Origin of the sequence: Archangium sp. (assembly GCF_036277355.1) — a bacterium.
Classification (GTDB): Bacteria; Myxococcota; Myxococcia; order Myxococcales; family Myxococcaceae; genus Archangium.
Window position 1 is genome coordinate 1 of record NZ_DASUNC010000108.1, and the last position, 24,832, is coordinate 24,832.

Consider the following 24,832-nt stretch of genomic DNA (forward strand, 5'->3'; position numbering starts at 1 on the left):
TTGCCGAAATCAGAGCCAGGCAAGAATGAAAAGACAAAGCTGGGCCGCATCTATGCGACCTACACGAGGCTCAACAGGAATACCCACCGCTACTACTCGGGGCGAACCAGCATGGTCGTCGATCTCACCAGACCCCTCGAAGAACAGGTGTTTCTGGCCGTTATTCTTCGATCACGGAATCATCACATCGACGAGAGCGACGAGCCGAAGGGGGCTGTGTTCACCCCGCCGACGGTTGATCAATTCGATGTCGGGGCTGCCATTGACTATGGCCGAAGATATGACGACGCCGCGTATTGGCGGATCTGCGGAAGAGAGCAGCAGTTGATTGACTCCCATGGAGGCGCCTGGTCCGACACCGGGAAGCCCTATCGGACCGAGAATGTCTTGCGCGGTGTGGCGAAAGACAATCCCCGGGGCAGGCGGTTTCACGCCGCGGCCACGGACGTCTGGGGTCAACTTCATCCTTACACGGGATACTAGAAATGGCGAAAGTGCGCTTGTATAGACCGGGATCGTTTCTGCGAATTCCACTCGCCGACGGTTCTTTCGGCTACGGGAGGGCGATTGCGCGAACGCATGATGCCTTCTACGAGTACAGGACTGAAAGCCCTGACGCGGACCTTGATCGGATCGCCTCCAAGCCCATCCTCTTCAAGGTGGCTGTCCGCCATTTGGAGCCGGGGTCGTGGGAGATCATTGGATGGAGAGAGATTGAGGCGTCGCTGGCTCAACCGATCGTCCAATTCAGGCAGGACGTGGGAAACTTCCGTCGCTGCAAGATCTTCGACACCGAGGGCAATTCGAGAGATGCCGAGCCCCAGGAGTGTGTCGGGCTCGAGCGAATGGCCGTCTGGGAGCAGTCCGATGTCGAGGAACGCCTGCTGGACACCTTCATGGGGCGGCCCAATTTCACGGTGGAGCACCTGAAAGTACGCCTGCAGTAGGCGGACTCCGAACCCTGGCGCCCCCGGCCACACCGGCCGGGATTGGACGCGCGGGGCTATTCTCGAGGGCCGGAGAAGTGAGGAGCACCAGCGTCGCTTCGCTCCGATGATCGGCTTGGCTCACGCGACGCCGAGGTCGGGTTGGTCGGCGCCTGCTGGTTGCCGCACGAGCTGAAGGCCCCGTGAACGGACCTGAAGGCACGGGCCGGAAGGGTCCAGCGGCAAGGACTCGAGCCAGGCGGAGGAAGCTCGCGTGCGCACGACACGGAGGAACGGGGACAGGAGGAGGTGGCAGCCCGTCCGGGAGCCCCCCCTCCGTCCTGGGGCAGGACCTACCTCCGGCAGTCGACGTACGTGGAGTTGGGCGTCCCCTGGCACTTCGACGGATTCGAGTAGGTACCGACCTGGGTCCAGCCCACGGGGCAGGCAGTCCCGCACGGCTGCACGTTGTCCCGGGGCGTGACGTCCTGACACGAGGTGGCGCGGCCCCCAGTGCCCAGACAGCCCTCGATATAGGTATGCCATACTGGATACCTGTTGGGGGCCGGGCAGCCTCCCGTCGTATTCGTGGAGGAGCTGGAGAGCCATCCACAACTCCAGACATCCGCCTGGGCCGTGACGATGCGCTCTTCCGGAGCCCTCTCCGGCGGCTCCACGCGGATGCGCTCTGGACTCCCCTCGTCGGTTCCGCACCCCAGGCTCAGGAGGAGCGAGGTCGCCAGCAGGGAGGCACCGAGAGACTTGGGTAGGGTCATCATGTTTTGTCCTTGGCGGTTCTTTTCATGCTCGACCGCGAGAACCAGAGGACCATCCAACCGTTACACCCTCATCACACCGCCTGGGCCGTGAAAGGCCCGTGGACGCCGGGCGAACTGATTCTCGTCTAAATTCACTTTTCCTGTTTTGTGACGTTTCCCGTGATGTTCTTGTGATGCGACCAGTGGATAACGGTTTCAACACCGGGCGATGGGGCCCGGCACACACTGGAGTTGACATGAACTTCCCGAAGCGCTCCTCATTGCTGACGTTGCCCCTGCTGTGCGGCCTCGCCGCTTGCGGAGGCGCCGAGACCGGCTCCGACCCTGGTGTGAGCGACATGGCCCACCCCGGGGTGATGGAGCCCGAGCCCCTCGCGAGGCTGCCCGAGCTGGGCGAGTCCGCAGAGGCTGACGGGAGCGTCTCCGCCATGGCCACCCCCGTGTGGCAGATCAAGCAGAACTGGGGGGGCTGCCTGCGTGCAACCGGCACCTACGCGTACTACACGACGTGCAACAGTGCCGATACCGCGCAGCTCTGGACCCGGTCCCAGCACCCGCAGAGCGTGGGCACCCAGGTCCCCGTGTACATCTACAAGAGCGCCGTCAACATCAATGGAGCGGGGGCGTTCCAGTACTGCCTCGAGACGCCGGAGATGAACAACATCGATGGCTACCTCCGCCTGAAGCCTTGCAGCCACACCTTCAACAACGGCTACCAGTTCTGGTACGAGTACTACTTCACCGTGTGGAACCCCGACATCAACATCTACGAGGGTTTCAGACTCTTCCGGAACAACTACAGCCACGACTTCATCTTCCAGAGGTCGAGCACCGACAGCTATGCCTGGGTCGCCTCGCCCGGGAGTGACAAGTTCAAGAGTCACTCCGTCACCTTCGTCGGCAGCATCTAGCGCCGTCGTAGCGGCAATCCCAACAATGCGAACAGGCAGGACCGGGCGCCCCTGTCCCGCCTGGTGACCACGGTGCGGCCCGTACTCCGGTTCCGGTACGGGCCGCGCCGTGAAACATGTCCCGGCAAGGGGTGGACTCGTGCCCGCGAGGGCCCCGGGAGGAGCCACCGCGGGCAGGGGCACTACGCCTGGGCTATTCCTTGACGAGCCGGGAGGACCAGCGCCCGTCCGTGTGCGCCGGTTGGGCGACATGGTGGCCGTGGCCCGAGGCCGGGAACCCGCCGTGGGTGGAGAGCGTCACCGGGGCGGGCCCCACCTCACGGGCAGGGACTCGAGGCCCCTGATGACGATGTTCTGGGCCCACCGCGGCGCCTCCTCTTCCAGCGCCAGGTGGGGGAAGCGCCGCAGCACGGTGGACAACGCCACCTGGGCCTCCAGCCGGGCCAGCACCGTGCCCACGCAGAAGTGCGCTCCATGGCCGAACGCCAGGTGCTGTCTGGGATTGCGCCGCACGTCCAACCGCTCGGGTGACTCGAACACCTCCTCATCCCGATTGGCCGCGCCAATCACCAGGAAGACCAGGTCTCCCTTGCGCACCCGCTGTCCCCCCACCTCCAGGTCCTCCAGTGCGATGCGGGACATGCGATGGACCGGGCTCTCGTAGCGCGACAACTCCTCCACCGCCATCGGCACCCGCTCGGGCTCCTGCCGCAGCAGCGCCCACTGCTCGGGGTGGCGCAGCAGCGCGTACAGCCCGTTGGAGAGCAGGGCGGTGGTGGTCTCGTGGCCGCCGAACAGCACCATCATGCAGGTGGACAGCAACTCCTGCTCACTGAGCAGCCGGCCCTGCTCCTCCGCCCGCGCCAGAGCGCTCAGGAGATCCTCCCCTGGCTGCTCGCGCCGCTGGACGAGGAGGCGCCGGAAGTAGTCCTCCATCTCCTGGATCGCCCGCAGCGCCTCCTCCAGCAGCTCGGGAGCGCGCGCCACGGCACCGAAGAAGCGGGACATGTTGTCCGACCAGGACTTGAGCTGCCCGAAATCCTCCCGGGGCAGGCCCATCATCTCGCCGATCACGATGACCGGGAGCGGCGCGGCCAGATGCCTCACCACCTCCATGCACCCGGTGCCCTCCACCTCATCCAGGAGCCTGTTCACCAGCTCCTGGATGCGCGGGCGCAGCGCCTCCACCAGCCGGGGGCTGAAGGCCTTGTTGATGAGCGAGCGCACCCGCGTGTGGCCGGGCGCATCCATGTGCAGGGCCCACGCGGCGACGTTGCGCGTCAATGGGAGCAGGCGCTCCTGCTGCTCCGGTGGCAGGTAGCGTGCGAACATGCCGGAGCGGTTGGAAGACAGGCGCGCGTCGCGGAACCCCGTCAGCACGTCGGCATGGCGCGTGAGGAGCCATCCCTTCCACACCTCGGAGAAGTAGACCGGCGCCTCCCGCCGCAGGCGCTCGTAACAGGGGTAGGGGTTCTGCTGCGTCTCGGGCCGCGAGAGGCCGTAGGGGTCGAAGAGCGAAGGCATGGGTCTGCTCGGGGTCTGGCAGGGCCGCTACGCCTGGGCTATTCCTTGACGAGCCGGGAGAACCAGCGCCCGTCCGTGTGCGCCGGCTGGGCGTCGAGGATGTCCCGGGTGGTCCACTTGAGCTGGCCGTCCGCCGGGTCGGCGTACTGCACGCGGTTGCCCTCCATCTGGGTGAGCACGACGTAGTGGCCGTAGCCCGAGGCCGAGAACTCGCCGTTGGTGGAGATCATCACCGGGTTGCCGGACTGGAGCGACTTCTCGATGGCGTCCCAGCTTCCCCCCGACCAGTCCTCGTTGGTGGCGCGGAAGCCCGTGCCCTGGAGGTGGCCGTTGAGCACGTCGGGCAGGTAGCCGGTGCCACCGCCGTTCTCGCGCCGCAGATCCTGGTCGTCGATGGGCCGCGCTCCGGTGCCCGCCTTCTGGTTGGCCGCGTTGGCGATCATCGCCACCGAGGCGAGGCCGCAGCTGGTGGCGTCCTGCTGGACGATGGGCCGCAGGAGGCCCGACACGCCGCTGGAGGCCGGAGTCCCCTTCGAGGGCTGCGTGACGGGAGTGCTGGGGGCGGGGGCGCGCGGCGCCGTCTCCAGCTTGCGCAGCGTCTCCGGCCCCGCGATGCCGTCGATGCTCAGCCCCTGCTGCTTCTGGAAGTCACGGACGGCCTGCTGCGTGCGCTCGCCGTAGACGCCGTCGGTGTCGAGGCGGGGCTGGGCCCCCGTCTGGTTGAGCTTCTCCTGGAGCTGCCGCACCGCGGCGCCCTCGGCCCCCCGCGTGAGCACGCCCGCGGCCTTGTCCAGCGCCCGCAGGGTGAGCGGGCCCGTCACGCCGTCCGGCGGGAGGTTGTGGCGGGCCTGGAAGTCGCGGACGGCCTGCTCCGTGTCCGGGCCGTACCTGCCATCCGTCTCCAGCCGCGCCCCGGCCTGGTTGAGCTTCTCCTGGAGGCCGCGCACCGCGGGGCCCTCGCTCCCCCTGGCCAGCAGCCCGGTGGAGACGGGGACGCCGCCGAGCACCGGGTTGGAGGGCACCACCGGCTTCGGATCGAACCCGCTTTGACCCGAGCTGCCCGGCGTGCCCGCGGGGGGGGAGGCGGTCCCCGCCCCCGCCGTGGGAGACACCCCACCGTGCAGCTTGAGGCAGTCGTGGATTTCCCCGACGCGGCGCGCCTGGTCGGAGCGGGTCTCCGCCCAGCTCCCGTTGAAGCTGCCACAGCTCCCGTCATCCTTCGCATGCGAGCGGATGCGGCAATCGGTCATCACCTGCAGGGGATCCTTCCCCTGGCCCAGCTCGCGCAGGGCCTGCGGCAGCTCGTTCCACAGGCTGTGTTTGCCCTGGAAGCAGGCGTCTCCCGTCTGGTTGACGGAGTCCATGAGGGTGGCCACGACGAAGCGGTAGTTGGGGTTGGCCGGCGACATGCCGAGCTGCTGCAGCTTGTTCTCGATGTCACCCATCCGGTTGCTGACGAGCTCCAGCGCGCGGCGCTCGCACTCGGCGACCGAGGTGCTCTCCGGCAGCCCGTGGCGCGCGGGGGCGTAGGAGAGCCGGCCCTTGTTCCACAGCCCATCCCCCGGGTCCACGTGGCCCTGTGCCGGGTAGCCGGTCGGACACCCTTCCGAGCGCCCCAGGAAGCGTTGGGAGCCATCCTTGTGGGTGTTGCCCTCGGCGCAGGCCAGGGACAACACGAGCCCCTTGTCCAGGCGAGGGTTGTCGAAGGCCGCGGCGTCCACCTGGAGGGCGGGGCCCGTGGACCTGGGGGCCAGGGAGGGACGGGTGGCGCCGAGCTGGGAAATGCTCGTCATGATGGAGGCTCTCCTCGCAACGAATGAGTGGGCAATGATTGCAAATGACGTGTGGAGTGCGTCATGACGGAGGTGCATCACACCACCGTCACACGCACCGTCACCGGGAGTGTCCCAGGGCCTTTTTCTTCAGGGACTCGCCGGGCGTGCCCGTGGCGCCGGGGCGGGCCGCGGGAGCCTCAGGGTGAAACACGTCCCCCGTCCCGGCTCGCTCTCCACCGAGAGGGTGCCCGCGTAGAGCGTCACCAGCTTGCGCACGACGCTCAGGCCCAGCCCCGTGCCCTCATCCGGCTTGGTGGTGAAGAAGGGCTCGAAGATGCGCTCGCGCACCTCGGACGGCATGCCCGCGCCCGTGTCCTCCACGCGCAGCACCCCCCACTCCGGCTCCTCCTCCAGCGTGATGCGAATCTCCCGCGCGCCGGGGCCGCTCTTCTCCACCAGCGCGTCGCGCGCGTTGAGGACGAGGTTCTTCAACAACGAGTACAGGTGGATGGGCTTGGCGGCCACCGTGCAGTCCGTGCTCCCCTCCAGGCGCAGCGTGATGGAGTGGGCCGCGAAGTCCTCGCGCGACTCCTCCAGCAGGGGCGTGAGCACCTCCAGCACCCGGGTCGGCTCCGGGCTGGGCCGCTCCCGCCCCAGGCGCGCATACTCCAGGATGAGCTGGGTGACGGAGAGGGCCCGGCCGAGCGCCTCGTCCGTGTCCTGCATCACCTGCTCCATCCGGGCCTCGTTCCCGTTGAGCTCCTTGAGAAGCGTGGCCACGCGGGGCCGTACCTCGGGCGGCAGGTGCTCGCGCACCCCCACGTACAGCTCCTTGAGCAGGGCGCCATTGCGCACGCACAGGCTGGGGCCGGGCTCGCCGCCCCCGCTGCGCACCGTCCCCAGCAGCATCTTCGCGCCCGTCAGCGCGTTGCGCATCTCGTGCGCGAAGCCCCCCGCCATCTGCTGCTCGGTGGCGTCCCGCTCCATCTGCACCAGCCGCGCCTGGGCCTGCTCCAGCTCGCGCGTGCGCTGGGTGACGAGCGCCTCCAGCCGCGCACGCTGGCTCCGGGCCGTGCGCTCCCGGGTGTGGATGGCCAGGGAGAACAGCCCCCCCAACCCCAGCAGGCACCCGGCGTAGAACCACCCGGTGCGCCACCAGGGGCGCAGCACCACGAAGGAGAAGCTCGCGATGGGGCCCCACGCCCCGGGCGCGTGGCGGGCGCGGGCCTGGAACTCGTAGGTGCCGGGCGCCAGCGCGGTGTAGCGCGCCTGGAGCCCCTCGAGCACCCGCCACTCCGGCTCGAGCCCCACCAGCCGCACCTGGTGCTGCACCTGCCCCTCGTTGAGGAAGGTGTGCGCCCGCACCTCCACTTCCAGCGTGTTGCGCGGGTAGGGGACCTCGTGCGGCCCGGGCTCCAGCGCCCACCCGCCCGCACGCACGGAGGCCACCACGGCCTCCGGCGGCCGGGGGGGCCCGGTGTAACGCGGCGCCAGGAACTGCCCCAACCCGGTGCTCGTGCCCACCCACACCTCGCCGTGCGGGTCCAGCCAGAAGGCACGCGCGCTGCAGTCGTCCCCGGGCAGGCCATCGGCCACGCTGAAGTGGACTCCCCCCTCCGGACCGAGCACGTCCACCCCCTTGCCCGTTCCCACCCACAGCCGCCCCGCGGCGTCCTCACCGAGCTGGTAGATGCGATCACTCGCCAGCCCCCGCGTGGTGTCCAGGTGGGTGAAGCCGCCCGGGGTGCCGCCGTCGTAGCGGAAGCAGCTCATCCCCGCGACGCGGAAGTAGCTGACGCACATCTCCCCGCTGCGCCGCTCCAGCAGATAGCTCGCCGAGTCGCGGCGCAGCCCATCCGCCACCGTGAAGCGCCGCGGGCCGTTGCCCTCCACCACGACGAGCCCCGCATGGCCCGCGAGCCACACCCGCCCGCGCCTGTCCACCTCCACGTCCAGGACGACCTCGTTGGGCGGCCCGCCAGGCAGAACGACGGGAACGAAGCGCCACCCGGTGCCGCGCCGCTCGCCCCGGAGCACGCCCGCGGTCGTCGCCACCCACAGCCGCCCCTCCCCATCCCGCACCACCTCGAGGGTGACCGCCGCGCTCAGTCCATGCTCCGGGCCGAAGCGCTCGAGCCCGCCCGTGCGCGGCTCATAGCGGAAGAGCTCGGCCCAGCCACCGCTCAGCCACAGGGCGCCGCCGCCAGGCTCCTGGTAGATGCCGCGCACGGCCCGCGGCGGCAGCTCCGCCACCGGCACCCAGCCCTCGGCCGTGGCCCTCGCCAGCCCCTGGCTCGTGCCGGCCCACAACCGGCCACCCTCCTCCCGGTGGATGGCCCAGACCTCGGCGGAGGGCAGCCCCTGCGCGACGGAGTGCGTGCGCCACAGGCCCCCACCCGCCAGGCGGAAGAGCCCGAGCCCTCCCACCCAGAGCGAGCCCTCGCGATCCTCGAAGGCCACCGCCACCCGCTGCGTCGGCGGGCCCGTGACGCCGTGCGGCCGCCCGTCCTCGCCCACCTCCACCAACCCCTTGTCCGAGCCCAGCCACAGCCTGCCGTGGCGATCTCTCACGGCCCTCCACAGCGAGCGGTTCGCCTCCAGCCCGGGGACCGGCTCGAACGCACGGGCGCCCGCCGGCAACCGCCACATGCTGTAGTTGCCCCAGATCCACACCCGGCCCGCGCCGTCGCGCGCCACCTGGCGGAGTCCCTCGCGAGGAACCCCTTGCGCCTCGCCCCAGGTGCGCCAGCGGCCGTCCGGCTCCCGGTGGTGGAGCGCGCCCGCCGTCACCGCATACAGTCCCCCGCCCGGCTCGCTCCAGAGCGCCAGGGGCACCCCGCCGGGCCACCCGGGCACCCGGGCGAAGCGCCCTTCCTCCTCCCAGAAGAGCCCCTGCTGGGTGGCCACCCAGGCGCGCCCGGTCTCATCCACCCGCACATCCTCCCAGGCGCCGGGCAGGCCCTGGGCGGCGCCATACGGGCTCCACTGGCCCGCGTGCCACCGGGCCCCTCCCTCCAGGGTCGCGCACCACATGTCGCCGTGGGCGCCGGCCACCAGCCGGGAGATGTACGCCGAGGGCAGCCCCTGGTGCTCCGCGCGCCGCAAGCGGTGGCCGTCGTACAGGTAGATGCCGTCATCGGTGCCGACCCAGAGGACGCCGCGCGAGTCCTGGGCGATGTCGCGCACGTTCCACTGGCCGAAGCCCACCTCCGCCCCGTACCGCACGAAGGGCAGCGCGCCGGGCGGCGTCTGGGCCCGGACGGGGAACACGGCCCCCACCGCGATCAGGAGAGCCGGGAGCAGCAGCCTCGCCCGCCAGTGGCTCATCGGCTCGCGGGGCGGCCCTTCTTCCGCGCGGGCGGCTCCTGCTCTGGCGCGGACGCCGGACTCCGCCGCAGCTTGAGCTGCTGCTCCAGCCGGGAGACCAGCTTCTTGTTGTCCAACGTCATCTTGTAGAGCCGCACGGCGATGTCCACGGACTCCAGCAACCGGCCGGTGGAGCCATCCTTGGTGATGTAGCCGAAGGGCCGGTGCTCATTGATGATGTCGTAGGGGTCCTTCAGGTCCTGGTAGGCCGAGTAGAAATGGGGACGTCCGGATGGCTCTTGCGAATCTCATTGCAGGCCCAGAAGCCGTCGTAGCCCTTCATCTTCACGTCGAGGATGACGGCGCACACCTCCTCGGTGACGGCGGCCACCCCGTCCCGGGCGGAGGCGCAGAGGACGACGCGGTAGCGGGGGGACAGCACGGCCTGGAGGGACTTGCGGATGGTGGCATCGTCGTCGACCACCACGAGGAGGGGGAGCTGCTCGGCATCGGGGCCGGAGGGAACATCCTCCGCGAGGAGCTCATCGAGCTCGTTGAAGGACATCGGCTCTTTCCTGGGCGAAGCGGGGTGGGACCGGCGCGGGAGGCCGAGGAGAGGTGGAGCGCGATGATGACCGGGGCCCGGGCCGGAATTCAAGCCAGGGAGCACCCGCTCAGGGCGGGGTGCCCAGCACGTCGGCGACGAGGGCGGACAGCTCGGGAGTGGGCCGCGCGGGGGGAAGCTGGCCGCCGGGCGCCTCGCCGGGGGTGAGCAGGCGCGCCACCTGCTCCCGGGTGGAGCGCTCCGCGGCCGGGTGCGTGGAGATGAGCCGCAGGGCCCGCTGCGTCCGGGGAGCGAGGGCCGCCGGGGCCAGGAGCTCGGCCAGGCCCACCAGCGCTTCGAGCACCTGCGGAGTGGCGCCCACCTCCATGCCCATCTCGAGCGCGGCGTGGAAGTGGCCGCGGGCCCGCTCGGGCTCGCCCGCCGCCGAGGCGATACGGCCCAGACAGATGAGCGACTCGGTGATGCCCTGGCGGGCGTTGAGCTTGCGGTAGAGCGCCAGGCCCTCCTCACACAGGCGCCGGGCCTCCGCGCCCTCCTCGCGCTGGCACGCCACGCGCCCGAGCCCGAGGAGGGCACGGGCCTGGAGCTCCGGGTGCTCCAGCTCACGGCCGAGACGAAGCTGCCGCTCGCAGCAGCGCCACGCGCCGTCGAGGTCACCCCGCAGGCAGAGCACGCGGGCCAGGCTGCCGAGCAGCTCCGCAGTGCGCTGGGGCTCCTCCAATGCTTCCAGCAGCCGCAGCCCGTCGTGGTAGGCGCGGTGGGCTCCCTCCAGGTCTCCCTCCTGCGCGAGCAGGTGCCCCAGGCGGCCGAGGCCCGTGGCCACCTGGCGCTCGTCCCCCAGGGCCCGCGAGGCGTCCAGGCTCTTCTCCAGGAGCCGCCGGGCCGCCCCGGCGTCTCCTTGGCTCATGGCCACGGCGGCCAACTCGCCGAGCGAGTGCGCCACCCCGCGCCGGTCCTCCAGTGTCTTGCTGAGGGCCAGGCAGCCGCGGAAGCACCAGAGGGCCGCGCAGTGGTCCCCTTGCAGCAGGGCGAGCCTCCCGGCGGCCTCCAGGGTGAAGCGCAGCTCCCCTGGGACGTCGAGCGGGCTCAACACCCCCTGGCTCTCCGCGAGCAGCCCCGCCGCCTCGCGCTGCGTCTCCCCCTCGAGGCACAGGCGTCCCAGCCGTGCCAGCAACCGGCCCAGCAGCAAGCGGGGCTCCCTCGCGTCCGGAGCGCTGGCGCTGGACACCTGGCGGACCCGGGAGAGGGCCCGCCGGAGCGCCTCCGAGACCTCCGCGCGGTGGCCCCGCAGCTCATGGACGAGGCAGAAACCGTCGAGCGCCTGCTGGAGCACCGCGAGCCGCCCATGCTCCACGGCATGGGCCCAGGCGGCGCGGACGTTGTCCCACTCCGGCTCCAGCGCCGCGAGCGCGGTCCGCGCCTCCGGCCCCTCGAGCGCTGGCCGGTACGCCTCCAGGCGCGCGGCGTACCAGGCGGCATGGAGCTCCCGGGTCCGCACGTCCTCCTCGGGCAGCGCGTGGAGTTGCTCGGCGGCGTACTGGCGGATGAGCTCGTGCAGCACGTGCCGCCCCGCCGCGGTGCGCCGCACGAGGAACTTGCGCATCAGCGAAGCGAGCAGCTCCAGCGAGGCGCCCGCCACCTCCTGGGCGGCCCCCCGGGTGAAGCTCCCCCGGAAGACACTCAGCCGGCGCAGGGCGCCCTGCTCCGCGGCGGACAGCAGCCTCCAGGAGTACGCGAAGGTGGCGCGCATGCCGCGCTGCCGCTCCGGGGCGTCGCGGGGCCCGGCGAGGAAGTCGAGATCCTCCTCGATGCGCGAGGCGATCTCCTCGAGCGGCATGAGCCGCACCCAGGCGGCCGCCAGCTCGATGCCCAGGGGCATGCCGCCCAGCCGCTGGCAGAGCCGCGTGACACACGCCGCGCCGTCGGGTGTCAGGGAGAAGGACGCATCCGTCTGGGTGGCGGCCCGGACGAAGAGCTCCACGGCCTCGGAGCCGCCGGCGGGCAGTCCCTCCAGGGCCAGCTCCCACTCGCCGCGCAGATCCAACCGCTCGCGCGAGGTGACGAGCAGCCGGAGCCCGGGCGCGTGTGCCAGGAGGCGGGCCACCAGGGGGGTGGCGCCGAGCAGGTGCTCGAAGTTGTCCAGGACGAGCAGCAGGGGCCGGGAGCGCAGGTGCTCGAGGAGCCGGGCCTCCAGCGCCTCGGGCGTGTCGGAGGGAGCGGCGGGGAGCGCGAGCGCGTCCGCGATGGCGGAGGCGAGCAGTCCGGGCTCATCCACCCCGGCCAGGGAGACCAGATGGGCGCCACCGCCATGGAGCGTGGAGTAGGCCCGGGCGGCCTCGAGGGCCAGACTCGTCTTGCCCACGCCGCCGGGCCCCACCAGGGTCAGCAGTCGGCAGCCGTCCGCCGCGAGCCGCTGGGAGATGAGCGCCAGCTCGCTGACACGCCCGATGAGGGCCGTGGTGGGCGCGGGGAGCTCCGCGGGCAGGCGCGGGGAGGGGAGGCCCTCGGCGGAGCGCGGGGCCTGGGGGGGCAGGGGGCATGCCCTGATGGACTCCTGAAGCCGCCGCGTCTCCTCCTCGGGCATCACCGCGAGCTGCTCGGAGAGGATGCGCACGCAGCTCGCATACTGCTCGAGGGCCTTCGTGCGCTGGCCGCTCTGGGCATACAGGCGCATCAGGTGGCGGTGGGCCGGCTCATGGGTGGGCTCGAGGGCCACCAGCCGCTGCGCGCAGGCGAGGGCCTGGGTGGGCTGTCCCTGCTCGAGGTGGAGATGAACGAGCTGCTCCAGCAGCGCCGTCATCCGGTTGCGCAGCCGCTCGGCCTGGAGGATGCGCCACTCGTCGAATACCTCGGTGTCACGCAGGGAGAAGCCCTCGAGGAAATCTCCCCGGTAGAGCGAGGCCGCCTCGGTGAGGAGGGGCAGCACGGTGGCGTGCGCCTCCCGCTGGGAGGACCTGGAGCGCGCCTCCTCGACGAGCTGCTCGAAGCGGGAGACATCCACCCAGAGGTGGGCGCCGGGGCGCAGCCGCACCTCCTTGCGATCCGCCTCCAACCAGTCCTTGCCCAGAAGCTGGCTTCCCTCCCAGAGGGTGCTGCGCAGCACGGCCAGGCCCTTCTGCTCCTCGAGGTCCGGCCAGAGCAGCGTGGCCAGCTCGGCGCGGCCGTACGGCCGGTTCGAGAGCGCCATATAGGCCAGGAGCGCGAGGAGCTTTCGCCGCGCCACCTCCCGCGGCGCACCCTCGCTCGAGAGGGCGGGACGACCGAAGAGGTGGAGGCAGAGGCGGCTCATACGCTGGGGGGCTGATGCCCGAGCATATTGGAAGTTGCGTCACCGCTCACTCGCCGGGGCGGGGTGGCCTCCCGCCGGAGCCAGCGCCGCCTCGAACACCTTCACCACCGCGGGCGCGGCATGGGCGGCGGTGGCCAGGAGGGGTCCTCCGGGTGAGGAGGGCCATCTGCGTGGCTGCTCGCCCGCCAGTCCCAGGGGCCCCTCAGGCCTTCTTGGCCGGCGGCAGGATGGTGTCCACCAGCGTCATCAGCTGGGCGCAGCTCACCGGCTTGCGCACGAAGGCGTTGATGCCCGCCTTCTGGCCCTTGTTGCGCACCTCGGCGGCGTTGGCGTCTCCCGTCATCATCAGGATGGGAATCTTGGAGACCTTGGCGTCCTTGCTGGCCCGCACCGTCGCCGCGAAGTCCGCGCCGTTCATCCCGTCCATGTGGAAGTCGGTGAGGATGAGGTCCACCGGCTGCGTCTCCAGCACCTTCAAGCCCGCCTCGGCCGACTCGGCCTCGATGTACTCGAAGGAGCGCGCCATCAGGTAGATCTTCAGCAGCGTCCGGATGGAGCGGCTGTCATCCACCAGCAGCACGCGCTGGGGCTGCACCGCGGGATCCGGGCGGGCGAAGGCGCGCGTCTCGCTGGAGGCCGCGGCCGCGAAGGCCTTGGCCGTCTCGGCGTTGAGCACGCCGAATGGACGCGACGGCTCGCTGAGGGGCGCCGGTGTCAGCGCCGGCCCGGTGGGGGCAGCAACTGGCCGCGGCGGCTCGTTGGCGGCCGACGTCGGACGTGGCGACGAGGTCGCCGCTGCTTCGGGCACAACAGTTGCCGGCTTCATTGGAGAGTCTCCCTGCACTGTCCCCCCTCCACATCCCTGTCCGGGAATTCCTACTGTATGTTGTCCGACGGACAACGCGAAGTCAAAGTGGCCCGTCGTCCAGCCCTGGAGTTTTTCGCGCCGGTGGGATGAGGCTTTTTCACGGCACTTCCACCACGAACGACTGGCTCTCCACCGCGGGCAGCCCGTCCTCCTCCGCCAGGGAGGGGGAGAGCTCGTTGGGCACGCGCCACGTCTGGCCGGTGAACTGGACGAGCGTGAGGGCGTAGCGGCCGGGCGGCACCGACTTCAGCATCACCCGGTTGGACGGGTCCCTCACGTCGAACGCATGGGGTTGGATGTACACTCCCAGTGAAGGGACGGCCACGGCTTCCATACGCGGAGTCCCATCCGGCTTGCGCAGCGCGGCATACACCGGGTCCGCCACCAGCCCCGCGGCGAGCACCACCTGGTCCGGCAGCCCGTCGAGGGTGCCATCGGTCCGGAGGTAGTCGGCGCCCGTGGCATCCAGGAGGCCATCCCGGTCCAGGTCGTTCTCGTCGGCGAGCGTCTGCGAGCCGCTGAGCCCCTCCGCGTCGGCCAGCTTGCGCACCAGCACGCGCGGCCACAGGTCCGGCTGGCCGTCACTGTTGGCGTCATCGGGCACGCCGTCGCCGTTGTCGTCCACGTAGCGCACGACCAGGGCGGGAGCACCCGCGGACACCACCCCCTCGCGCACCTGCAGGGGCCAGAGGTCCAGCCGCTTGAGGCCCGCCGCGGGGTCGAACCGGGCGCCGCCCTCCACGCGGAAGGCGGGCCGCTCGAGGGGAATGGCGCTCGAGTCGCTGAAGCTCACGATGACGCCGGTGGCGGCCTGCAGCGCCCCGTCCGCGCCCGCGGCCACCTCCACCACGCGTGGCACGCGGGTGAGCGGGTCCACCGCGGCGCCGCCCACGTCTCCGGCGTTGGGCTCGCCGGTGATGCCGTACCAGGGAATGAAGTCCGGCCCGTGGCAGGGCGAGGCGCCCGTGACGCAGGTGTCCGCGTCGATGAAGCCGCGCAGCAGGTAGCGCCCCGGGGCCACGAGGCTGAAGGAGAAGGGCGCGGTGAAGGGGCCGGAGGAGGCCGGGTCCGCCGGGCCGAAGAGCTTCTGCGCGGGAATGACGGTGAAGCTCAGCGGGCGGCCCGCGCCTTGGGGCGGAGGCGGACGGGCGGCGTCGTAGAGCAGGACGATGGCGTTGCCGCGCGCGCGGCTCTGCACCACCACCTGGCCCTCGATGCGGGACAGCCGCTGGTTCTGGCGCTGGTCCGCGGTGGGCACCACGGGCGGGGGCTCGCAGCCGGTGGCGAGCACGGACGCGAGGGCCAGGCCCGCCAGCGTCTTGGAAGCGGAGAGGCTCATGGGGTCACCGTCAGGAGGGCGAGCACGCGGCGCTCGATGCGGTTGCCGAAGGGGTGCTGGGCGTGCGCGGGGCCCAGGTTGGAGCCCACCAGCGCCACCGACACCTTGTCCTTCACCGGCGTGTAGCCCACGCGGGCGTTGATGATGGTGTAGGCGGGCAGGGTGTTGGCCAGCGGCTCGATGACGGTGGGATCCTTGGACGAGGGCTCCCGCTCCACCCAGACGGTGGAGGACGTCCAGGCCGCGTCCACGCCGAACTCCAGCGCCTGGCGCGTGCGGTAGGTGACGCCGCCGAAGAGCTTCACCTGGGGCGTCTGGCTGCAGGGGCCGCACAGGCCCTTCTCTCCATCCGCCGTCACCTGCTGGAAGGCGGCGCTGGCCTTGATGCCGAGGCCATCCACCGGGGCCAGGGTGACGCCGGCCTCGGCGCCGCGCGCGGTGTAGACGGCCGCCTCGTTCTCGAAGAGGGAGCGGCCCAGCAGGTACGTGCCCGTCTCCGAGTCCCAGGACTCGCCCGCGGGCAGGGGCCGCACGGCGGACAGGTGGATGAGGTTGGTCACCGTGTCCTGGAAGAGCGCCACGTCCCAGTCCATGCCCAGCTCCGGCGCCTCGCCGCGGTAGCCCAGCTCGAGCGCCACCATCCGCTCGGCCTGGAGCGCCCGGTTGCCCAGGGACAGCGCGCTGGCGCCGTTGACGCCCGGGATGGGGACGCGCACGCCCATGTAGCTCTCCAGGAACGTGGGCTCGCGGAAGGCCGAGGCCGCGCTGGCGCGGAAGGCATGGCCCTCGAAGGGCATGAAGAGGGCGGAGATGCGCGGCGAGTGCGCCAGGCCCGGCTGCCCCTTGTCGAGCAGCGGGTGCCGGTCCACGCGGTAGGAGGCCACCACGCGCAGGGGCTGGGCCAGCCGCCACTCGTCCTGCACGTAGGCCGCGGCGTGGAACTCCTCGCGCAGCGGGCCCAGGTAGCTCCACGCCACGCGCTTGAGGCGGCCCTCCACGCCCACGTTCACCTGGTGCTCGCCCAGCAGCTGGAAGCCCTTGCTGTAGAGCACCTCGCCGTTGAAGAGGTTGGACTCCACGCGCGTGGCCAGTGAGCGCTGCCCCACGGCCTCGTACTGCGGCCCCGCGTCCATCCCGAGGTGGTTCCAGAAGGCCTTGACCTTGAGCGGCCCCAGCCCCACGTCCAGCTTGGCGAAGGCGCTCACCCCGTCCAGGTAGAAGTTGCGCAGCAGGCCCAGCGGGTAGATTTCCGTGTAGAGGCGGTTGACGCCGCCGGACACGCCCAGCTCGGCGCCCGAGCCGAACTTGTAGCTGGTGGCCAGGTTGCCGCGCGCGCTGCGCAGGCCGAGGTTCGGCTGCGGGTCCACCACCGCCACGTCCGGCCGGTCCTCCGCGAAGTCCCGGCTCCACTTGTCCGCCTGCGAGTACGCCGCCGAGGCGCGGTAGCGCAGCCCGCCCGAGCCGCCATGGCTCACGAAGCTGCCGCCCGCGACGTTGGCGTTGCCGGCGTGGGCCTGGAAGCGCGCCTTGGGGCCGGTGCCCGGCGCACGGGTGATGATGTTGACCACGCCCAGCATCGCGTTGGCGCCGTAGAGCGCGCTGCCCGGGCCGCGGATGACTTCAATCCGCTCGATGTCCTCCAACTCCACGGGGATGGAGGACCAGAGCGTCATGCCCAGGAAGTCCTGGTACTCGGTGCGGCCGTCCACCAGCACCAGCACCTTGTTGGCCACGCGCTGGTTGAAGCCGCGCACGGAGAAGTTGGCGCTGCCCGGCCCCAGCATCATCACGTCGGCGCCCGGCACGCGGCGCAGCAGCTCCGGCAGGGTGGTGGCGCCCGACAGGCGGATGTCCTCGGCGGTGATGACGGTGGTGGCGTTGGGGGCCTCCAGCGAGGACTGGGCCCGGCGGCTGGCCGTCACCACGCGCTCCTCGTAGGGCACCGCTCCCTCCTCCTCGTCGGAGCTGGCCTCGGTGCTGGCGGCCTCGGCCTCGGCCGGCGCGGGCTGCGCGGAGGGGCTGGGGGCCGGCGTCGCGGGCAGGGACTCGGCGCGGGCGATGGCCTTCTCCAAGCGCTCCACCAGCACCGCGAGCGAGCGGGCCGCCTCGGCCCCTCCGGGCGCCGCGGGCATGGGCGGCAGCGCGGGCTTCTTCCCGGGCACCACCGGCTCGGTGGACTTCGACGCCTCGTCCTGCTTCGCCGCCTCGGCGGCCCGCAGCGACTCCTCCAGCTTCACCAGCGTGGCCTGCGCCGTGGCCACGTCCGGCGGGTTGGCGGCGATGTAACGCCGCAGGTAGTCGGCCGCCTCGGTCAACAGGCCCGCGTCCTGGTAGGCCCGGGCGATGTTGTAGAGGACGTTGGGGTGCGGCTTGATGGAATACGCCACCAGCAGCTCGGCGATGCCCTGGTCGTACTGACCCTGGGCGATGAGGCTCATGCCACTGCGGAAGTGACGGCGGGCCTCCAGGCGCGCGTCCGCGGAGGCACTCCCCGCGTACAGCACCAGCGCGAGGGCGCCCGCTCGCTTCAAGGCGGTCGGGTTCATCACCATCTCAGTAGGGGTCGTCCTTGTACCCGGCCGAGTTCCTGTCCGACGCGGAGCGGGAACCGGACTTCTTCTTCAGCTTCTGCGTGTGGCGCACCACCGGCCCCTCGCCCGCGGCGATGGCGGTGACGCGCTGGTAGCCGTCCAGCGCGAAGGTGAGCCGGGCGCTCGCGCGGCCATCGGCGCCGGGGGGCACCGGCAGCTCCAGGGGCGTCTCTCCCAGCACGCGCCCCCCGTACATCACCTTGGCGCCACCGGGCTCGCTGTCGATCACGAAGCGGATGGCCACGGGCCCGGACGGGACGAGCGGAGCGGCCAGCTCCGCGGGCTCGGCGGCGGGCTGCTGGGCCGGGGCCTCGGGCGCGGCCGCCGCGGTGGCGGGCGGCTCGGCCGCGGGCTGCTCGGCCGCGGGCTTCTCGGGTGCGGGAGTCTTCACCGCCGGGGCCACCGCCTGGAGGGGCTCGGGCTCCGGAGGAGGCTGGGGCGCGGGGGCGCGCAGGGCCACCACCGCGGCCACCGTGACGCCGAGCAGCAGCGAGGCCGCGAAGAGGGCCAGGGGCAGCGTGCGCCGGGGCGCGGCCGGCTTCGCGGGCGCCTCCTCCACGGCGATGTCGAGCGCCACGGTGCTCGCGCCGGTGGAGCCGGGAGAGGGCAGGGGGCCGGTCTGCGCGCCCGACACGGGACCGCTGCCGGGGCCGGGCAGGGGCGTGAAGCCGCTGGTGATGGCGTTGCGCGGACTGGAGAAGGCCCCGCTGAAGCCCGCGGACGCGGCGACGCGGCGGATGGCCTCCAGCACCTCGTCCATGGACTGGAAGCGCTCCTCGGGGCGCTTGTAGAGGCACCGCATCACCAGCGCCTCCGCCTCCTGCGGCACGGTGTGGCCGGGCCACACGGCGGCGAAGACGGGCGGGGCCTCGTTGAGGTGCTTGAAGATGACGTCGATGCTCTGCGCCGCCTGGAAGGGCGGACGCCCCATCAGCATCTGGAACATCACCACGCCCAGCGAGTACACGTCGCTGCGCGGGTCGGACACGTTGCGCGCCTGCTCGGGCGCCATGTACTGCGGCGAGCCGAGGATGACGCCCGCCTGGGTGATTTCCGTCTCGTTGGAGCCGCCCCGGTCCGGCAGGAAGGACTTCACCAGGCCGAAGTCCAGCACCTTCACCACGTCATGGTCGTCCTCCTGGTTGAGGACCATGATGTTGGCGGGCTTGAGGTCGCGGTGGATGAGGCCCACCCGGTGCGCCTCGCGCAGCGAGCGCGCCACCTGCTGGGCGATGTTCATCACCCGCATCCACGGCAGCGGCCCCTGCTGGGTGAGGAGCTGCGCCAGCGTCTGCCCCTCCAGGTACTCCATGGCGATGTACAGCACCCCATCGTCCGTGCGGCCGTAGTCGATGACGGTGACGGTGTTGGGGTGGCGCAGCCTGGCGGTGACGGCGGCCTCCATGAAGAAGCGCTTCTGGAAGCCGGGGTCCTTGCCCTCGCTGTACTGGGGGTTGAGCACCTTGAGCGCCACCAGTCGCTCCAGCGGCGACTGCACGGCCTTGTACACGCGGCCCATGCCCCCCGAGCCGAGCGCCTCGACGATGCGGAACTTGTCGTTGAGGACCCTGCCGATGAGGGGATCTCCGACGTCGGCCGGTGCGCTCTGGGGTTGCGCGCCGCTTTGAACCATGAGCTCCCCCGCCGCCCGCCGGGGTGGGCGGGACGAAATGTGACCTGTCTCGTATGCTACCACCAGACACGCTGACACCGAAAACCCGGGAGCTGCTGGAATCCCGAGTCACCCGGGGCCGAGAATACGGCTCCGGCGCCAGGACGTCACGTCCTGGACGGTTCACCTGGGGAGTCCTTCCCTGACGCGCCGGACTTACGCGCCGCGTCAACGCGGGCGGCGAGTCCAGGGGGAGTTCTCCGTGGGGACGAGGGAGCCGGCGGCCCCGCCGTCGTGAGGCCTACTTGCGCTTGCGCGCGAGCGCCTTCTGCCTCGCGGCCTCCCGGGCCTTCTCGCGCTTCTCCCGGGCCTTCTCCCACTTCACCTGGGCCTTCTCCAGCTTCACCACCGCGCGCTGGGTGAGGCCCGCCTTCTTCTTGCACCCCAGGATGACGGCCTTGAGCACCATCGGGCGGCCCTTCACCGGCAGCGGGCTGCGCGCGAGCTCGGGCATCTCGGACAGCAGCGTCTCCGCCTCGCTCGCACACACCCGGTAGCGCTCCCTCACCTCCGTGTAGAGCGAGAGCCTCGCCGCGAGGTCCTTCTCCTTGCGCGCCTTCTTCTCCAGCGCCGGCGCCTCCTGGCTGCCGCCGAGCGGCCCGGACACGAAGTCGATCACCCTCCGCCCCTGCTTCAGCCGCGCCTCCGCCTGCTCCAGCTTCCGCTCGGTGCTCCGCGCCGAGGCCGCGTAGTCCTCGCTCTTCGCCTCCAGCTCCTTGCCCGCCTTCAGCCGCTCCCGGGTGCGCTGGAGGGCCTCGCTCGCCGCCGTCACCTGCGCGCTCCCCGCGTCCTTCGCCTCGAGCGCATCCAGCGCCTCGTTGGCCGCGAACAGCGCCTCCACCACCGCGTCCCGCTGCTTCTCCACCGCCGTTTCGAGCTCCTTGCGCTCGCGCTCGGCGACGGCCTGCTTCTCCCGCCGGACCTTCTCCTCGCGCACCCGGGGCACGCGCGCCTGCAGCTCCGCCAGCTCCGAGCGCAGCATCTCCCCCTCGGGCGACAGGTCCACGTCCGGGTGGGCCAGCACCTCCTTCGCCTTGGCCAGCAGGGGCTCGGCGCGGTCCGCGTTCAGCTCGCGCAGGTGGCTCGTCGCCTCGCTGAGCAGCAGCGTGGCCTCGTCGGTCCGCTTCTCGCCGTAGGCCTGGCGCTGCTGTTTGGTGCGGGGGCCACAGGCGCTCGTGGCCACCGCCAGGAGGACGAGGAGCAGCCAGGTGCGGGAGGGGGTGCGTACGGGAGTCATGTCGATCGCCATCCCCGGCTCGGGGTAGGGCAGAGCATGGTCCGGAAGGGCGGGTGGAAGGAAGTCCGGGGGGCCACACGGGCGCTGATCCAGGGCCGTTGAAGCCTTACAGTGCGTCCCATGACCGACCGGCTGAAGGCCCTGCTCTCCTCCGCACCGCACTACCCCCAGCGCATCGTCTGCATGACCGAGGAGACGACCGAGACGCTGTACCGCATGGGCGCGGGGGACCTCGTGGTGGGTGTCTCCGGTTTCACCGTGCGTCCGCCCGAGGCGCGCAAGAAGCCGCGTGTCAGCTCCTTCCTGGACGCCAACTTCGAGCGCATCCTCGAGCTGAAGCCGGATCTGGTGCTGGGCTTCTCGGACCTGCAGGCGGACATCGGCCGCGAGCTGTGCAAGCGCGGGGTGCCCGTGTACCTCTTCAACCAGCGCTCGCTCGCCGAAATCCTCCAGACGGTGCGCGTGGTGGGCGCGCTGGTGGGGCGGGCCGAGGCCGCGGAGAAGCTGGCGGACGAGCTGGAGGGCAACCTCGTGCGGCACGCGGAGGCGGCGGAGCGGCTGCCGCGCCGGCCCCGCATCTTCTTCGAGGAGTGGCACGAGCCGCTCATCTCCGGCATCCGCTGGTGCTCGGAGCTGGTGGAGCTGGTGGGGGGCGAGGACGTGTGCCGCGAGTCGCGCGAGTCCCAGGGCGCCAAGGGCCGCATCTTCGACCCGGCCGAGGTGGCCCGGAGGGACCCCGAGGGCGTCATCGCCAGCTGGTGTGGCCGCAAGGCGAAGCGCGAGAAGATCGTCTCGCGGCCGGGCTGGGAGCGGGTGCGCGCGGTGGTGGATGATCAGCTCTACGAGGTGAAGAGCTCGTTCATCCTGCAGCCGGGTCCGGCGGCGCTGTCGGATGGGGTGGAGCAGCTGGCGGGCATCGTGTCGGCCATCGCCCGGGGCGAGAAGCTGCCCTCGCCGCGCGGGGGAGACCTGCGGGCGGCGCCGCTACCCGCCCACCGCCCGTAATGGGGTGATGGACTCGTAGACCACGCGCAGGAAGTCGTCGATGTCCAACGGCTTGTGCATCAGCCGCACGCCCGCGGGAGGACGGACCCGGGGGTGGGCGGTGATCATCAGCGCGCTCGTGCCGCGCAGCCGGTGCTCCCGCTCCGCCTGCTCCAGCATCCAATCGCCATTCTGCCCGGGCAGCATGTAGTCGGTGATGACCAGGTGGAACGAGTCCGACCTCAAGCGGGCCAGCCCCTCCTCCGCGGTGCCGCTGCCGGAGACCGAATAGCCCTCGCTCTCGAGCAGATCGGTCAGCCCTTCGCGGATGTCCTCGTTGTCCTCTACCAGGAGAATCTTCACGTTGCGTCCGGACCTTACGGGGTGCATCTCTTGAAAGGCTGAAGTCTCCCGCTTCCGGCCCGGCCCGGGAATCCCCTCCAACCCGGCGGGGGCCGGAGCTGTTCACTAGCGTATTCCCGGGCCCTGGCGGCGTGTCAGGATGTGACCGTGTCGCTCGCCTGGCTGCCCCTCTTGATCGCCCCCCTGCTGGCGGCGGACCCGCCCCCGCCCGCCGAGGGTTACGAGGACGCGCTCGTGCAGTGGGGCCTGTCCCTCGAAGAGGGCCGCACCCTGGAGCCGGAGCCCGAGGGCAAGCGCCTGGAGGCCGTGCTCGTGGCCTCCGAGGACGTCGTCGCCCCGAGCGACCCGTACCCGCTGTTCCTCAATGTGTTCCACGCGCGGACCCGCGAGTCGGTCATCCGGCGCGAGGTGCTGCTGGAGCCCGGGGCGCCGTACTCGGCGGCGCGGGCGTACGAGACGGCGCGCAACCTGCGCAAGCTGGGCATCTTCGCGGTGGTGCGCGTGGTGCCGGTGCGCGGCTCCACGCCGGACACGGTGTCGCTGCTCATCATCACCAAGGACCTGTGGTCGCTGCGGCTCAACCAGGACTTCCAGGTGGTGGGCACGTTGATTCAGTCGCTGCGGCTGCAGGGCACCGAGCAGAACTTCCTGGGGCTGAACAAGAAGGTGGCGCTGGACTTCCTGCTGCGCCGGGACTCGGTGAGCTTCGGGCAGACGTACGTGGATCCGCGCCTGGGCGGCAGCCGCTGGTACCTCAGTGAGACGGCCTCGCTCATCTTCGGGCGCGAGAACGGGCAGCTCGAGGGCTCGCGCGGCAGCGTGCTGGTGACGCGGCCCTTCTACTCGCTGGACACGCCGTGGAGCTTCCAGGCGCAGGCGGTGTGGCGCGTGCAGCCCGTCCGTGTCTTCCGTGGAGCCGAGGTGTGGGCGCTGCCGTACCCCGAGGGCGGCACGGTGCCCTACATCTACGATGCGCGCGAGCTGAGCGGGAGCCTGCTGTACCTGCGCTCCTGGGGCTCGCGCTACAAGGTGGACGCGGGCGGAGGCGTGGGCGTGTACCACCGGCGCTATGGGGCTCCCGCGGACTCCGGGCTGGACGAGGCCCGGCGCGCCTGGCTGCGGGACACCTATCTGCCTCGCGCCGAGGACGCCACGTACGTACTCGGCTACGCGCGCTTCTGGGAGACGCGCTACGAGGTGATGCGCGACGTGGACTCCTACGCCCTCTCCGAGGACTTCCAGGTGGGGCCCTCCCTCACCGCCTCGGCGCGCTACGCCCCCGCGCTGCTGGCCGGGGCGGGGAACTTCGCCGAGGTGGGCCTCACCGGCCGCTACCGGTTGCGCCTGGGGGATGCGCTCTCCTCGCTGGCCACCGCCGCCTCCGTGCGCCGGATTCTCGGGGGGCAGGGGGCGGGGACGTGGATCAACCGCCGCTGGGCCGTGGAGTTCCAGCAGGTCTCCCCGAAGGTGCTCGGCGGGCGCTTCGTGGTGCGGGGCCTGCTGGACGTGAACACCGATGACCTGAACGAGCGTGTGTTGCTGCTCGGCGGCGGCAACGGACTGCGGGGGGCGCAGCCGGAGGCCTACTCGGGAAAGCGCATGGCGCTGCTCAACGTGGAGTACCGCACCCGGCCGCTCATCCTCTACACGGTGCACCTGGGCGGCGTGCTCTTCTACGACGGTGGCTCGGCGTTCGATGAGAGCCCCCGCTTCGTGCACTCGGTGGGCGTGGGGCTGCGGCTGCTCTTCCCCCAGTTCAACACGTACCCGTTCCGTCTGGACTTCGGGTACGTCATCAACGACGAGCGCCCCGAGTTCGGCGGCCGTTTCTCCTTCAGCGGCGGACAGGTGACGGAGTTCCGGCCCGGCTTCCTGGACTCGCCGCTCTAATCCTTGTCCGTGGAAATATCCCCTCGTGGAAATATCCCCTCTCCCGGAGGGCGAGGGGAAATTTGGGCACGTTGTCAGCGCTTGTTCCCGGGGGCACTGTCACCCGCGTGAGACCCCGAGGCGCTCCGCCGGAACACGGCGTGTGCCTCCGGCGTGAACGTGGCTCGACCGAGTCGCGGCTGTGCTCGACCAGCAAGCGCGCGAGCTCGCCGCGGAGGATCTCCAGCTCCGCGACAAGACCGTTACCGCCGAACTGCTCCACGCCGATCCGGGCCCGCACGTGGTTCCGCGCGTCCACGAAAGCGACCGCCTCCTCGTGCGTCGTCCGTTCGCGGATCGCCTCCTCGAGGCCCATGCGTTGGACCACCGTCCGGCCGGCGCCGCGCACGTCGATGGTCTGCCCGCCGTCCCGGAACTCCCGGGCGCGTTCCACCACTGTCGCCGCCATGCCATGGCGGTTCAGCCACCAGGCCATGGCGGGCCCCGCGATGCTGGCCCCGGTAATCAGCACGTGCCGCTTCATCGGCTCTTCTCTTGCCCGTCCGGGCGTTGAATCCGCTCGTTGAGCGGTACGATCAGGAGCGCGCGAGAGACGAAGGAGCCGATCCAGAGCTCGTCACCGACGACGATGGCGCTCGTGCCCGCGCTGAAGGTCTCGTTCGCGCCTCGCTCGAAGAGTGTGGCCGCCTGGAAGGTGGCCGGATCGATGCGGGCCACCTCCGTCCCGATGCCGCACCCGAGCAGGAATCCACACAGGCCCACGACGGCGATGGAGTTCGGGTGCCCTGTCGCGAGAAGGGAGCCGTCGGGCGC

The 24,832-nt window shown here is 71.2% G+C and carries 20 protein-coding genes; 5 read left to right on the plus strand and 15 right to left on the minus strand.

Features of this window, described 5'->3' with window-relative positions; genetic code table 11:
* Both VFZ09_RS28205 and VFZ09_RS28210 read left to right on the plus strand, forming a co-directional pair.
* A partial coding sequence (locus tag VFZ09_RS28205) for a hypothetical protein (protein ID WP_329730784.1) occupies positions 1 to 483 on the plus strand: 483 nt, incomplete at its 5' end.
* A 2-nt stretch (positions 484 to 485) separates the two neighbouring features.
* Positions 486 to 947, plus strand: coding sequence for an immunity 26/phosphotriesterase HocA family protein (locus VFZ09_RS28210; RefSeq protein ID WP_329730785.1), 462 nt, complete (start codon positions 486 to 488; stop codon positions 945 to 947).
* Positions 948 to 1,279: 332 nt separating this feature from the next.
* Here the strand turns inward: VFZ09_RS28210 and VFZ09_RS28215 are convergent, their stop codons facing one another.
* Positions 1,280 to 1,705, minus strand: a complete 426-nt coding sequence (locus VFZ09_RS28215; RefSeq protein ID WP_329730786.1) for a hypothetical protein — start codon at positions 1,703 to 1,705, stop codon at positions 1,280 to 1,282.
* A 236-nt stretch (positions 1,706 to 1,941) separates the two neighbouring features.
* On the opposite strand from VFZ09_RS28215, the gene VFZ09_RS28220 reads away from it, so the two are divergent.
* A complete protein-coding gene (locus VFZ09_RS28220) occupies positions 1,942 to 2,616 on the plus strand; it encodes a hypothetical protein (RefSeq protein ID WP_329730787.1) in 675 nt (224 codons plus the stop codon).
* A gap of 297 nt (positions 2,617 to 2,913) precedes the next feature.
* On the opposite strand, the gene VFZ09_RS28225 is transcribed toward VFZ09_RS28220, so the two are convergent.
* The 11 genes from VFZ09_RS28225 to VFZ09_RS28275 form a co-directional block, all read right to left on the minus strand.
* Positions 2,914 to 4,140, minus strand: coding sequence for a cytochrome P450 (locus VFZ09_RS28225; protein WP_329730788.1), 1,227 nt, complete (start codon positions 4,138 to 4,140; stop codon positions 2,914 to 2,916).
* A 38-nt stretch (positions 4,141 to 4,178) separates the two neighbouring features.
* The gene (locus VFZ09_RS28230) at positions 4,179 to 5,933 is read right to left on the minus strand and encodes a peptidoglycan-binding protein (protein ID WP_329730789.1); all 1,755 of its coding nucleotides are present in this window, start codon (positions 5,931 to 5,933) and stop codon (positions 4,179 to 4,181) included.
* A 129-nt stretch (positions 5,934 to 6,062) separates the two neighbouring features.
* A complete protein-coding gene (locus VFZ09_RS28235) occupies positions 6,063 to 9,242 on the minus strand; it encodes a sensor histidine kinase (RefSeq protein WP_329730790.1) in 3,180 nt (1,059 codons plus the stop codon).
* Entirely contained in the window at positions 9,239 to 9,403 is a 165-nt protein-coding gene (locus tag VFZ09_RS28240; protein WP_329730791.1) for a hypothetical protein, read from the minus strand. Before VFZ09_RS28240 ends, VFZ09_RS28235 begins: the two co-directional genes overlap by 4 nt.
* 71 nt (positions 9,404 to 9,474) lie before the next feature.
* Positions 9,475 to 9,786: a response regulator gene (locus tag VFZ09_RS28245; RefSeq protein WP_329730792.1), complete on the minus strand. Its 312-nt coding sequence runs from the start codon at positions 9,784 to 9,786 to the stop codon at positions 9,475 to 9,477.
* A gap of 109 nt (positions 9,787 to 9,895) precedes the next feature.
* Positions 9,896 to 13,009: an ATP-binding protein gene (locus tag VFZ09_RS28250; protein WP_329730793.1), complete on the minus strand. Its 3,114-nt coding sequence runs from the start codon at positions 13,007 to 13,009 to the stop codon at positions 9,896 to 9,898.
* Between the two features lie 268 nt (positions 13,010 to 13,277).
* Complete coding sequence (locus VFZ09_RS28255) at positions 13,278 to 13,901, minus strand: response regulator (RefSeq protein WP_329730794.1); 624 nt, start codon at positions 13,899 to 13,901, stop codon at positions 13,278 to 13,280.
* Between the two features lie 139 nt (positions 13,902 to 14,040).
* Positions 14,041 to 15,282, minus strand: coding sequence for a hypothetical protein (locus VFZ09_RS28260; RefSeq protein ID WP_329730795.1), 1,242 nt, complete (start codon positions 15,280 to 15,282; stop codon positions 14,041 to 14,043).
* A complete protein-coding gene (locus VFZ09_RS28265) occupies positions 15,279 to 17,834 on the minus strand; it encodes a TonB-dependent receptor plug domain-containing protein (RefSeq protein WP_414640752.1) in 2,556 nt (851 codons plus the stop codon). The genes VFZ09_RS28260 and VFZ09_RS28265 overlap by 4 nt, the downstream gene beginning before the upstream one ends.
* Before the next feature lies 1 nt (position 17,835).
* Positions 17,836 to 19,506: a serine/threonine-protein kinase gene (locus tag VFZ09_RS28270; RefSeq protein WP_329730797.1), complete on the minus strand. Its 1,671-nt coding sequence runs from the start codon at positions 19,504 to 19,506 to the stop codon at positions 17,836 to 17,838.
* Between the two features lie 280 nt (positions 19,507 to 19,786).
* Positions 19,787 to 20,782, minus strand: a complete 996-nt coding sequence (locus VFZ09_RS28275) for a hypothetical protein (RefSeq protein WP_329730798.1) — start codon at positions 20,780 to 20,782, stop codon at positions 19,787 to 19,789.
* A 120-nt stretch (positions 20,783 to 20,902) separates the two neighbouring features.
* On the opposite strand from VFZ09_RS28275, the gene VFZ09_RS28280 reads away from it, so the two are divergent.
* Complete coding sequence (locus VFZ09_RS28280) at positions 20,903 to 21,787, plus strand: cobalamin-binding protein (protein ID WP_329730799.1); 885 nt, start codon at positions 20,903 to 20,905, stop codon at positions 21,785 to 21,787.
* On the opposite strand, the gene VFZ09_RS28285 is transcribed toward VFZ09_RS28280, so the two are convergent.
* Complete coding sequence (locus VFZ09_RS28285; protein WP_329730800.1) at positions 21,767 to 22,129, minus strand: response regulator; 363 nt, start codon at positions 22,127 to 22,129, stop codon at positions 21,767 to 21,769. The genes VFZ09_RS28280 and VFZ09_RS28285 overlap by 21 nt on opposite strands.
* Positions 22,130 to 22,276: 147 nt before the next feature.
* Between VFZ09_RS28285 and VFZ09_RS28290 the strand changes: the two genes are divergently transcribed.
* Positions 22,277 to 24,019: a BamA/TamA family outer membrane protein gene (locus tag VFZ09_RS28290; protein ID WP_329730801.1), complete on the plus strand. Its 1,743-nt coding sequence runs from the start codon at positions 22,277 to 22,279 to the stop codon at positions 24,017 to 24,019.
* Here VFZ09_RS28290 and VFZ09_RS28295 read toward each other — a convergent pair.
* A complete protein-coding gene (locus VFZ09_RS28295) occupies positions 23,964 to 24,542 on the minus strand; it encodes a hypothetical protein (RefSeq protein ID WP_329730802.1) in 579 nt (192 codons plus the stop codon). The two genes, VFZ09_RS28290 and VFZ09_RS28295, sit on opposite strands and share 56 nt — an antisense overlap.
* The gene (locus VFZ09_RS28300) at positions 24,539 to 24,781 is read right to left on the minus strand and encodes a hypothetical protein (RefSeq protein WP_329730803.1); all 243 of its coding nucleotides are present in this window, start codon (positions 24,779 to 24,781) and stop codon (positions 24,539 to 24,541) included. Before VFZ09_RS28300 ends, VFZ09_RS28295 begins: the two co-directional genes overlap by 4 nt.
* Positions 24,782 to 24,832 lie beyond the last annotated feature (51 nt).